This window comes from Lysinibacter sp. HNR (assembly GCF_029760935.1).
In the GTDB taxonomy this organism is placed as follows: domain Bacteria; phylum Actinomycetota; class Actinomycetes; order Actinomycetales; family Microbacteriaceae; genus HNR.
In genome coordinates this window covers 1,554,383-1,566,318 of the sequence record NZ_CP121684.1, presented here as the reverse complement: position 1 = coordinate 1,566,318, position 11,936 = coordinate 1,554,383, and the positions used below count along the sequence as shown (strand labels likewise).

10 protein-coding genes are annotated in these 11,936 nt (G+C 55.7%); 5 read left to right on the top strand and 5 right to left on the bottom strand.

Translation table 11 applies throughout. From position 1 onward, the window contains the following. Positions 1-144 precede the first annotated feature (144 nt). From FrondiHNR_RS07075 to FrondiHNR_RS07060, 4 genes are all read right to left on the bottom strand, one after another. Positions 145-558: a VOC family protein gene (locus FrondiHNR_RS07075; RefSeq protein ID WP_279352087.1), complete on the bottom strand. Its 414-nt coding sequence runs from the start codon at positions 556-558 to the stop codon at positions 145-147. 235 nt (positions 559-793) lie between these two features. Beyond that, complete coding sequence (locus FrondiHNR_RS07070; RefSeq protein ID WP_279352086.1) at positions 794-2,161, bottom strand: amidase; 1,368 nt, start codon at positions 2,159-2,161, stop codon at positions 794-796. Between the two features lie 83 nt (positions 2,162-2,244). Next, positions 2,245-3,282: an NAD(P)-dependent alcohol dehydrogenase gene (locus FrondiHNR_RS07065; protein ID WP_279352085.1), complete on the bottom strand. Its 1,038-nt coding sequence runs from the start codon at positions 3,280-3,282 to the stop codon at positions 2,245-2,247. A gap of 183 nt (positions 3,283-3,465) precedes the next feature. Then, entirely contained in the window at positions 3,466-4,473 is a 1,008-nt protein-coding gene (locus FrondiHNR_RS07060; RefSeq protein WP_279352083.1) for a zinc-binding alcohol dehydrogenase family protein, read from the bottom strand. Positions 4,474-4,543: 70 nt separating this feature from the next. On the opposite strand from FrondiHNR_RS07060, the gene FrondiHNR_RS07055 reads away from it, so the two are divergent. Beyond that, a complete protein-coding gene (locus FrondiHNR_RS07055; protein WP_279352082.1) occupies positions 4,544-4,903 on the top strand; it encodes a helix-turn-helix domain-containing protein in 360 nt (119 codons plus the stop codon). 116 nt (positions 4,904-5,019) lie between these two features. Beyond that, on the top strand, positions 5,020-6,450 hold the full coding sequence (locus FrondiHNR_RS07050; RefSeq protein WP_279352080.1) for a sulfatase: 1,431 nt from the start codon (positions 5,020-5,022) through the stop codon (positions 6,448-6,450). Positions 6,451-6,495: 45 nt separating this feature from the next. On the opposite strand, the gene FrondiHNR_RS07045 is transcribed toward FrondiHNR_RS07050, so the two are convergent. Next, the gene (locus FrondiHNR_RS07045) at positions 6,496-7,422 is read right to left on the bottom strand and encodes a formylglycine-generating enzyme family protein (RefSeq protein WP_279352079.1); all 927 of its coding nucleotides are present in this window, start codon (positions 7,420-7,422) and stop codon (positions 6,496-6,498) included. A gap of 180 nt (positions 7,423-7,602) precedes the next feature. Here FrondiHNR_RS07045 and FrondiHNR_RS07040 point away from each other — a divergent pair, with 180 nt between their 5' ends. Genes FrondiHNR_RS07040 through hisD form a run of 3 tightly spaced genes read left to right on the top strand, consistent with a single transcriptional unit; the run spans position 7,603 to position 11,930 of the window. Further along, on the top strand, positions 7,603-8,823 hold the full coding sequence (locus FrondiHNR_RS07040) for an MFS transporter (RefSeq protein WP_279352078.1): 1,221 nt from the start codon (positions 7,603-7,605) through the stop codon (positions 8,821-8,823). Positions 8,824-8,874: 51 nt separating this feature from the next. Continuing rightward, positions 8,875-10,623 carry a methyltransferase gene (locus tag FrondiHNR_RS07035; protein ID WP_279352077.1) on the top strand — a complete coding sequence of 583 codons (1,749 nt, stop codon included), beginning with the start codon at positions 8,875-8,877 and terminating at the stop codon, positions 10,621-10,623. Continuing rightward, positions 10,620-11,930 (top strand): histidinol dehydrogenase, encoded by a 1,311-nt coding sequence (hisD, locus tag FrondiHNR_RS07030; RefSeq protein ID WP_279352076.1) that lies wholly within the window; start codon positions 10,620-10,622, stop codon positions 11,928-11,930. Before FrondiHNR_RS07035 ends, hisD begins: the two co-directional genes overlap by 4 nt. Positions 11,931-11,936 lie beyond the last annotated feature (6 nt).

The following is an 11,936-nucleotide window of genomic DNA, read 5'->3' as shown; positions in this document are numbered from 1 at the left end:
TGATCTACTACCTCAGCAAGGCGAATACCTCAGCGATATACCTTTTGACTCTGGCCCGCGCTTAGGCTCGTCTTTAACTCGCCGGCCCAACAATGAAGAAACTCCCGCCACTAATGCGGCAAATTCCGGGGATCGGCTATTTACTCAAGCCGCGTCGGTGGGGTCGGTTGTAAGCGAAGCGTAAAGATCAATCGAGTTGCCGTCCGGGTCGAGGAACACCGTATAGCGTTGACCCCAAAACGCATCCCAGGGATCAATATGTGCGGGATATCCTGCGGCGACGAGTTTGGCGTGAGCTTGATCGACGCCCTCCGGAGTGCCCTGGTCAAAGGCCAGCGAGATGTGATGTCCTCCGGTCGGAAACGTATAGTTCGGATCAAATCCTGTGATGATCTTTACGCTGTCCCAAACTATTACAACGCCGCCCTTCAGCGTTACTTCAACGTGAGATGCGTTGTCAGCCCTAGCCGGGATGTCCATGCCGAGGGTACGATAAAACGCGAGCGAAGCAGCCATATCGCGAGTGACAATACCAATCGAACCAAATTTCAGTGCCATCCCCTCAGGTTACCCCGCAGCACTCTTTTTTTCGAATATCTAAAATTGACCGTGAACAGTAGCGGTTTTTGAATATCGGGGCAGGCGGCACCGGTAGTCGGAGTTTTGCGTCGAAGAAGTATCGGGGTGGCGCTTGTACAACGCTGAGCTAAAAGCGGCGCAATGCCCTGATTATCACGAGCAATGCCCTGTTCGTCACAACAGGACTCGAGAAATTATAGGGGATAAAAGGCCTCTATCTGTCGCGAATACTCTCGAACCAGGCTGCAACACGAAGCAGCATCGGGTCCGTGCCAATGGATGAGGCGATCTGCAGGCCGATGGTGCGACCATCGGCCTGCACCCCGGCTCCCACCGAGAGTGCAGGCTGCCCCGACATGTTGTAGGGGACCGTGAATGAGATATGTCCCATTGTTTCAAGTGGGTCGTTGATGGGCATGGGATCCTCCGCGGCAAACGCTGTGACAGGCGTGACGGGTGAAAGAATCAGGTCGTAGCCTGAGGTCGCCGCTCGGGTGAGCCGAGCCATTTCGTCGATGCGATTGCGGTTCCGAACCGTCTGCGCGGCGCTGAAATCAGCCCCGGCGCAACACCAATCGGCGATGAAGGGCAGCACACAGGCGCGCTCGGTTTTGCTGAGTATTTCGTAGTCCGCGTAGAACAGGCTTCGCCAGAAGTCTACGAGGCCGCTGAGTACCTCGAGGTCAATGAATGGGTTAAGCGGCTCAACCAGAGCCCCCGCATCGGCAAATAGTGTGGCGGCCCGTTGAACTGCAGCGAGCGTTTCCGCTTCCACAGGTAGCCCCGACCCCGCGTCGAGCTGCAGCGCAATCCGCATGCCGTTTGGTATGAGCGGTGCAGTTGACCACGTCATCTTCTCATAGGGCCGTGCGAGGTAGTCGCGTTTGTCAGGGCGCGCGATAATCGACATCAGTCGGATTGAGTCTGCGGCGGTGCGAGTGAGCGGTCCGGCTACACGCCCATCGTAGGGAACATCCAGGGGGATCAAGCCTTCGCTGGGTTTGAGGGCGATGAGGTTTTGCCAGCTGCCCGGTAGGCGAATAGACCCTCCAATATCGCTTCCCACGTGGAACGGTCCGTAGCCAGCCGCTGCTGCGGTGCCCGCACCGGCGCTTGAGCCGCCCGAGGTGAGTGCAGGATTGAGTGCATTGCGTGTGATACCGTGCAAGCTGGAAACCCCTGAGGAGAGCATGCCCCAGTCTGGCATTGTTGTGGTTCCCACAATAATTGCTCCGGCTTCGATCAAACGATCGGTGATGGGAGCGTTGTGCTGTGCAATAGGCGGATGCGGGATTGCGGTTCCATCGGGCATCGGTTGACCAGCTCGTGCAATGTTTTCCTTAACCGTTACGGGCACACCGTCAAAGGTGCTGAGGGGGGTTCCCTCCACCCAGCGTTTAGTGGCAGCGGCAGCATCAAAACGCACCTGGGCAGCGTTGAAAAGATACAGCGCGTTCAATTCGGGATCACGAAGTTCGATCCGTGTAATCACATCCTCACACACCTCAGTTGGTGTGAGGATACCGTTTGCATAGCTTTCGGCGAGTGTTCCCGAGTCAAGGTCGGCGAGGGTGGGCGACATATCACAAGCTCCTATCGCGGGGGAGAGGCAATGAGGCCGTGCGTGCGGGGGCAGACAACCTCTCCGCGGTAAAAATAAGAGATTTACGTTGTTGCTCCGGGCACAATCACCGCTCTTCCCCGCAGCGTTCCGGCGCGGAGCCTCTCATAGGCGAGCGGAGCTTCATCGAGGCTAAAGGTTTCAACCTCAACCTTCAGCTGCCCGGAACGGGCGAGATTGAGGACCTCAAATAGCTCGGACCGTGTTCCCCAATAGGGCGTGTGCACTCGGGTCCCGTAGGGCACAAACCCAAACCCTGTGGGAAGTGCAGCGCCACCGATACCAACAATGCTGATATCGCCCTCCTGAGCCACGCTCTCGGCAGCGATCTTGAGCGTTGGGGTGGCGCCAACAAAGTCGAGGATTACTTCTGCGCCTTTACCCTCGGTGAGGTCTCTGATGATTCGCGAGGCATCGGCATTCGAGAGGAGAGCGTGATGTGCACCGGTGTGGGCTGCAAAAGAGAGCTTTTCCTCATTCACATCGAGAGCTATAACCGTGGCGGGGGTAAGCGCCCGAAGAATTTGAATTGCTAGGTGTCCAAGTCCGCCGGTGCCGATTACAACTGCTGTGCTTCCGGGGATGAGAGAGGGCATCAGGGATTTGATTGCATGGTACGGGGTGAGGCCGGCGTCGGTCAGGGCAACGTTAGCAATCGGATCAAGATCGCCGAGGGGAACGAGGAGGCGCTCGTTTTCCACCAGAAAATATTCGGACATCGCCCCCGGGGCGCCGAGACCGGGTGGGTGAATGCCTAGCTCACGTGCGTAAGGACAGTAGTTCTCCCTGCCGAGAGAGCAGGTGTGGCACCTGCCACAACCTCGAGGTCCGTAAACCACAACAGCTTCTCCCGGCTGAACTGAATAGACTCCTTCTCCTGTGCTTTCAACCGTGCCTGCGGCTTCGTGTCCGAGAGTGAGGGGAAGGCCTTCAAAAGTGGGAAGCGACATAACAAACTCATCGGAGTGGCACACTCCGGCGGCTGTCATTTTGAGCAGAACCTGTCCCGGCCCGGGTGAGGGCACGGGTATATCAACGACCTCTGGTCGAGACCCAATTGTGCGGTATTGAACAGCTTTCATAATCGCTCCTCTGTGATAGTGCCGGTGTCGCGATCGTCCATCTAATGAGTTGATGATCTACTTTACGCGGGAGGCCTCGAAATCTTGTCACTTCTCATTGTAAACCTTTGATAAATAATTTTATTGATTATGTAATCAAAAATTGGGCATCGAAGGTAATCCTCGATGACACGATTACCGTCCTCACTCCCAGGTGTGTAAGACGACCTTGCCAACAGTACGACCGGTTTCGACCAGTCTGTGTGCCTCTCGTAGATTAGCTAGGTTAATGGGGGTCAATGTTCGGGAAGTGGTGGGGTGCAGCTTGTTGCTATCAACAAGGTCAGCAACAGTGTTAAGGAGGTGATGCTGCTCGATCATATCGGGTGTCTGATAGAGGGAACGGGTGAACATCAGCTCCCAGTGCCAGCTAATGCTTTTTGCCTTTAGGGGTGAGACATCACGCGGACCGTCATCAATAGCTACAATCTGGCCAAAAGGTTTTATTATTTCCGCGTATTTTTCTATTTCTCCCTCGGAGTGCGCGGTAAAAATCCAATCAACACCATCCGGTGAAATTGTGAGTACTTGCTCAACAAAATTTGCTCGATGGTTAACGGCGTATTCTGCGCCGTGCTTGTGGGCCCACGTTTCTTTCTCTTGGTTTGAGGCTGTAGCAATGACTTTTACCTCGGGGAGGAGCGTCTCTACGAGCTGCAGTAAAATTGACCCGACTCCGCCGGATGCACCCACGACCAGCAGTGTTCCAGAGCTTTTTTCGTTGAGGGATAGCCTGTTAAACAGAGACTCCCAGGCGGTGATCGCGGTCAGGGGAAGTGAAGCTGCATCGGCGAAAGAGAGCCTGCGGGGCTTGCGGCCCGCTATTCTTTCGTCGACAACGTGTAAACGTTGATTTGTACCGGGACGATTGATGCTTCCCGCGTAGAAGATCTCATCGCCGGGTGCAAATAGCGTGACCGATTTTCCCGTTTGAATCACTGTTCCTGCTGCGTCAAACCCAAGGACTCGTAAGTTTTTGGTGGGTGTGCCGGCGCGAAGTTTAACGTCAACGGGGTTAACCGAGACGGCCTGCGTTTCCACGAGAAGGTCGTGCCGACCGAGTTCAGGAACCGTAGTGTGTGCGGAGAGAAGGCTCCGTGGGTCTGTAACGGGTAAGTTAGTGTTGTATCCAATAGCTTCAGTTATAGTCATGTCTTTATGATTTCGGACAGTCTCTAGTTACTGTCAAGGGTGTTTAGTTTCTAAAGGGTACTATAGGTGAATGTTGGACAATATAAGTAAGGATGCTCGCGGTAACGTGTACGCGGCAATGTGCCCGTGTCGTGACCTGCTTGATGTGCTCGCAAATAAATGGAGCACCCTGGTGATTGGGGCGCTTGAAAGTGGACCTCAGCGTTTTGGTCAGCTTAAAGTGCGCCTGCAGGGTGTAAGCCCGAAAGTTTTGTCGCAAACCCTCAAACGGCTCGAGGGACGTAACCTGCTTACCCGTACCGTCTACGCTGAGGTCCCGGCCCGTGTTGAGTATGAACTCACTGCCCTAGGGCACGGTGCCTCTAGGCCGTTAAAAGACCTCCGCGACTGGGTAGAAACAAATGTTACCCGGGCTGAACCTCGACCATGAGGCGAGAATTAATTGGTTCGTTTGGAGCGTGCTCATATAATTCGTCTACGGAACATAAGAGTAGTAGGCTTTGAGCAGATTCGACGAAGCACCGTATTCAGAAGAGGATCCCCCCCATGACCGATTTAGCACGTCCAAAACGTCCGAATATCGTCCTTATGCTGACCGATGATCATGCGGCACACGCAATCAGCGCCTACGGATCGGTGGTGAATCACACTCCTCGAATTGATGAGCTAGCATCACAGGGGCGCATCTTCTCTCACTGCTACTGTACCAATTCGCTCTGCTCTCCGAGCAGGGCGTCGATTCTTACGGGAACCTATAGCCACGTCAACGGTGTTACCACGCTCTCCACTCCCATTGATGCGAGTCAACCCACGTTTATCTCTCAGCTCAAAGAGGCCGGTTATAAAACGGCGATACTGGGCAAATGGCATATGGGGGAGGGTGCGAACTATAACCCCCAAAACTTTGATTACTGGGCTGTTCTCAGAAGCCAGGGTGAGTATTTTGATCCGCTATTCATTACGGAAGATGGTGAGCAGATCGTTCCCGGATACGCCACCGACATCATCACGGATAAGGCTTTTGAGTGGGTTGAATCGCTTGAGGCCGATGAGCCGTGGTGCGTTCTTATTCACCACAAAGCCCCTCATCGTTCCTGGGAACCCGACGAGAAGCACCAGGGAATGTATAGCGACCCTATTCCGGTTCCCACAACCTTTGACGATGACTACAGCACCCGAACGAGTGCGGCACGTCACGCCACAATGAGGATCGCGGATTCCCTCACTATCGAAGATCTCAAGGAGCTCCCGCCGGAAGATCTCGACTACGAGGGTAGAGCGCTTTGGAAATATCAAAGGTATATGGAGGACTATCTTGCCTGTGTTGCCTCCGTGGACGATAACGTCGGACGAGTGATGGACTGGCTGCGGGAACGCGGAGAGTTCGAGAATACCCTCACAATTTACACATCTGACCAGGGGTTTTTTCTCGGCGAACACGGGTGGTTTGATAAACGATTTATGTACGAGGAGTCAATCAGGATGCCCCTGGTGGTGAGTTACCCCGCTCAGATTAGCCCCGGACCTCCTGTCGATCAGATGGTAACCAACGTGGATTTTGCCCAGACCATTTTGGAATGCGCCGGTGTACCTGCTCACCCGCGCATGCAGGGAATAAGCTTTTGGCCCCAGCTCACGCACTCTCCAGATGCCCCTACCCGGGACGGCGTGTACTATCGCTACTACGAAAACGATGACCAGAGCCATCACGCTTTTGCGCACTACGGGATTCGCACGGAGCGTTACAAGCTCATTTATTTTTACGCGGACGGTCTTGGAATTGCAGGAACATCGGGGCTTTCATACGCTCCCGAATGGGAACTATACGACCGTGCGCTTGATCCCGATGAGGTTAACAACGTCTATCTCAATCCGCAGTATCGACAGGTTCGTGAGGAATTGAAAAGACAGTTGTGGGATCTGCAGGCGGAGCTGGGGGATACTCCTCACCCGAGCCAGCCAGAGCCTGTGCTCTAGCGGCTCTTTGCTGTATCGGCTCGGCGTGTTTGCTGGGCCAAGAGTTTAAAAAGCGAGCGAGCGGGCGCAGCGAAATCCAATATGAGTGGTGGCTGAGTCTTCCGTTTGCTCAGAGCGCGCGGAGGGACGATACCGAAAGCAGTATTCGGGGGAGCACAAGTGCGAGCCGCCCTTGATTACACGGGGACGAGGCGTTCGGGCCATGCGGGGGGAACAGCTGCACTGCGTCGGGGTCTCGTCGCCAGTGCGATGTGAGGAACTCCACGGCGTGCTTGTCCATTCCCACACGTTGCCAATCATGTCAAAAAGACCGTATCCATTACTGCGAAAAGAAGACACCGGCGAACTGCCCACCCAGCCGTTGGCGCTCCTATTCTGGTAGGGAAATTTTCCCTGCCAGGTATTGGCCAACAGATACTCGGGGCTTTGAGGAGTGTCTCCCCATGCGTACGTTTGTCCCTCGAGGCCTCCGCGCGCCGCAAACTCCCACTCAGTTTCCGTGGGAAGTCTTTTGCCCGCCCACTGCGCGTAGGCGCGGGCGTCAGCAAAGCTCACCTGAACCACAGGGTGCTGCTCTTTGCCTTCGATTGAACTCTTCGGACCAAAGGGATGTTTCCAATCTGCCCCGTGAACCCAACGCCACCACTGCCGCCAATCGTTCAGATTGACGGGGCCGGAAGTTGGGGTAAATACGAGCGATCCAGGCTCGAGGGTGGTGAGCGGAGCGCCGTTAAAGTGATCGGGGTTGAGTCTCTGTTCAGCCGTTGTGACATAACCGGTTTCCTGTACGAACCGGGCAAAGAGCTCGTTAGTTACGGCTGTTTTATCGAGGAGAAAGGTGGAGACGGTGGCCTGGTGCACAGGGCGCTCCTCGGGGTAGAACCTGTTGGAGCCCATCAAAAATGTTCCGCCCGGAATCTTGATCATATCGTCAGGTATGTTCTGGGGTAGGGCTGAGTCAGCAGCGTGCATAGTTTCTCCTTCGATCAGCCTAATGGTTGGAGGGGATTCCGGTCTTTTTGCGTGTTGTGGCGCATAGAAACGGCTGTTATAGCCAGTTTATTCCGATGACAGATCAACCGTTGCGTATGACGAATAGCGGTTAGGTGAGTGGTGCCATAGAGTTGATCTATTCCCCTTTGAAAGTGTGTTGTGTATAAACAGTCTTTGCCCCGAGAAGTGTGGGTTCTTGTCAGCGCGTCCTTTGTGATTGCTCTGGGCTACGGCATTGTTGCGCCCGTTTTGCCCCTGTACGCTCTGGAATTTGATGTTGGGCTCACAGAAGTTTCCGCCATCATTAGTGTATTTGCCGCTACCCGACTCTTATTTGCGCCAGCCGCGGGGTATCTGGTGCAAAAATTTGGCGAAAAATCTATTTATATTTCCGGCCTTCTTATCGTTGCGGTCTCGACGGGAGCGTGCGCCTTTGCCGTGAGCTACTGGCAGCTTCTTTCTCTTCGTGCCGTGGCGGGCATCGGGTCTACTATGTTTACGGTGTCAGCCATGGGTCTGCTCATTCGCATCAGTCCTCCCACTATGCGAGCCCGGATTTCTAGCCTCTACTCGGGAAGTTTTTTGGTCGGGGGTGTGGCCGGGCCGATCCTGGGGGCGGCTGTGGCGGGTTTTGGGCTGCGCGCTCCATTCATCATCTATGCGGCAGCCCTCACCATCGCCTGTGTGGTGGTGGCCGTGTCGCTCAGTAAAGCTCATCTCGGCGAAAAAGGATCAGACGCCCGGCCCACCGTGTCTCCTTCGTACGCCTGGCGGCAACCCGCCTACCGGGCAGCTGTCATGGCGAACTTTTCTAACGGTTGGGTTTCCTTTGGGGTTCGAGTTTCTTTGGTACCGGCCTTTATGTGGTTGGTGTTTCCCGGAAGCCCCCAGGCGGCTGCCCTTGCCATCACCATGTATGCGCTCGGCAACGCCATAATCATTCTGCCTGCGGGGCGCTGGTCGGATCGGCACGGGCGACGCCCCTTCATAATTACCGGTTTGCTCTTGGCTGGGGTGTCAACACTATTTTTGGGCTTTGTGGACAACCTAATTCTTGCCCTGCTGCTGAGCGCGTTTGCGGGGGTGGGTAGTGGATTTACCGCTCCCTCACAACAGGCGGTTGTTGCAGACATTATTGGTCAAAAAGCCCGCGGCGGGCAGGTATTGGCAACATTTCAGATGGCTGCTGACTTGGGTGCGGTGATCGGTCCGATTGCGATTGGAAGCCTTGCGGATAATCAGGGTTTTGGCGTGGCGTTCCTGGTGACGGGAATGCTACTTGTGCTTGCTGCTGCCGTGTGGATGTTCACAAAGGACCCGAGAGAGCGCACCGAGACTCAAGAAATGCCCGTCGTACCCCAGCAACCCAGTTCTCAGTGATCCGTGTGGGCGCTTCATTAATACGATCATCGAGTGCGAGAGAATAAGATGGTGAATTCGCAATTACAGGCTCCTCCACTCTCCCTCGATAAAGAGTTGATTGGAGCGTTACGCACAGACCTCAAAAATTCACGGTACAACACGTCTGCGATTGCAGATACGCTCGGAACAGCTGCGGAGGCACTTCAGCGTTCCCAACGGGTTCCTTCCGAGAGAGCTCTTACTCTCAGGCGTAAATCCCAAAAGCGCGAGGCCATTGACGTGCTGATCGAGCTTTTCACGCTGGGAAATAATGTTCGTGTCGCGGAGATTGATAACGCTTTACCCACTCTGAAAAGTGCGGGCGCGGAGGCCCTGGGACTCATCACCCGCGACACCGATGAGGCTCGCGCTCTGGTTGATCTTGTGCCTTTCCACTGGATTGATACTCGCGGAGAGATCGATTGGATAATCGCCTCCGACCAGGGAGAGCTGAGCCGACGCGGCCCCCTGCCAGATAATTTTGTGCTGGGGGTTGGTGGGGCGACCCGCACGCTGGCCGGCCTGATGATCTCTTCTCCCGCAGACTCTCTCCTCGATCTTGGAACCGGATGCGGGGTTCTTGCCATGATCGCTAGTCGCTATGTGAAGCGCGTTGTTGCGACGGATATTTCACCCCGTGCCCTGAGATTCGCGGCTTTTAACGTGGAGCTCAATCTGTTATCCGAGCGAGTTATCGATCTGAAACCCGAAACCATTGGGGTATCTCGCCCGGCCGAGGCTGACTTGGCCAGCGGGGTACACACATCTGTCGAAATTGACCCTTCTGGCAGTGAAAACCGGAGCCACGGGGAATCGATTGAGTTTCGTCTGGGCAGCCTTTTTCAGCCGGTTGCGGGGGAGCGCTTTGAGCGGATTGTGAGCAACCCACCGTTTGTCATCACGCCTCGGAACACTCACGTCCCCGCATATGAGTATCGTGACGGGGGAATGGTTGGCGACGCCCTTATCCGCAGCGTAGTAGAAAAGATTGACCTATTCCTTACCCCGCATGGGGTGGCGCAACTTTTGGGAAACTGGGAGTATCGAGCTGACGAGCCGCTTCTCGCCCCCGTGAGGGAGTGGCTAGCCCCCACCGAACGTGTCGGCTGGGTGATCGAGCGGGAACGACAAACGTGTGATCACTACGCTGAAACCTGGATCAGAGATGGTGGACACCTTCCTCGCTCCCCAGACTTTGACCGCCTATACAGGGCCTGGTTGGAGGATTTTGATGAGAGACGCGTTATCGGCGTAGGCTTTGGCTACCTCATCATTGGGGAGCAACAAGTTGACCCCTGGCTGCGACTAGAGGCGCTCCGCGGGCAGCTCGGAGACAACCCTTTGGGACTCGGAGTTGCTGTCGAGGAAGCGCTGGATGCGGTTTCTGCTGTTGCCGCTCTGAGTAAGAGTGAGTTTGAGGCTCTCACCCTGGTTACTTCGCCAGACGTTACGGAACATCGGCACTACATTCCGGGCGAGGAGCACCCTGCGGTGATACAGCTGGTTCAGGGCGGGAGGTTTGGCCGAACACTTAGCGTCGACACCGCCCTGGCCGCCTGCGTGGGGGCGTGTGATGGGGAACTGCGTATTGGGCCAATTGTTGCGGCCCTGGCACAACTGCTTGAGGTGGATGCTGAAGTGCTTGGCGGGGAGCTGCACCCTCGACTTCGGGAGCTCATCATCGATGGTTTTCTTGTGATAAATAATGGCGATGAGGACAACCTTGTGGATACAGGGTCGGAGGGGCTGGCGTACTCGCCTAGACTAGAGGGGATATGATTCAAACTTTAGATTTTAGGGGTGGCCTACCCCCACTTTCCCAGTTATTATCACTGGTTCCGCGCGCCCACACTGATGTCAGCGCCGCGCTTACCACCGTCACGCCGCTGGTGCGTGACGTTCAGTCGCGGGGGAGCGCTGCCCTGATAGAGCAGGCCGAGCGGTTTGACGGTGTGCGACCAGACCGGCTCGTGATGACCACCGACGATATTGACTCTGCGCTGGGGGGCCTTGATGCGCGGGTGCACGACTCTCTGAAAGAGGCGATTGCACGAGTAAAAAGAGGGTCCGTCGCCCAGGTTCCTGCTGATCGTGTGACAGATCTCTCACCCGCCGGGGCCACCATCACCCAGCGCTGGGTACCCGTTTCACGAGTGGGTCTTTACGTTCCCGGGGGCAAAGCGGTCTATCCCTCCAGCGTTGTGATGAATGTGCTTGCGGCTCAGGCCGCCGGTGTGAGCCGCATTGCGCTGGCATCACCCGCCCAAAAAGAGCACGGCGGCAGGGTACATCCCACCATTCTCGCCGCTGCTGCTCTGCTCGGCGTGACCGAGGTCTATGCGATCGGGGGAGCCGGAGCCATCGGTGCCTTTGCATACGGTGTTGAAGATATTGGGTTAGAACCGGTAGACGTCGTGACCGGCCCCGGAAACATCTATGTTGCAGCCGCTAAACGACTTGTTAACGGTGTTGTGGGCATAGACGCGGAGGCCGGAACAACCGAGATTCTTATTCTTGCTGACGATTCGGCAAACCCTCGCTTTATCGCTGCCGACCTGATTAGCCAGGCCGAGCACGATGAAGCAGCTGCGGCGATTCTTATTACCCCGTCGCCCGCCCTTGCTGATTCTGTTCGTGAAGCCGTCCTCGCGTCCTTACCGAGCGTTGCCAACGCAGACCGGGTGGAGGCTGCGCTCTCCGGTGTGCAATCGGGAATCATCCTGGTGGATTCAATCGAGGATGCAGTCACCGTCAGTAACGCGTACGGCCCAGAACACCTAGAGTTGCACACTCGCGATAATAACTACGTCCTTGCGGGGGTTCGTAATGCCGGTGCCATCTTTATGGGAGATTTCACCCCGGTCAGTCTTGGTGACTATATTGCCGGCTCAAACCATGTTTTGCCCACCGGGGGGAATGCACGGTATCGTTCCGGGCTGGGCGCCTATACTTTTCTTCGGGCACAACAGGTTGTGTCATACACCGCTGAGGCCCTGGCGGAGGTTCACGATCAGCTTGTTGTCCTTGCAGAGGCAGAACACCTCCCCGCGCACGGTACAGCAGCCACAATCCGTCTGGAAAGCTAAAGGAAG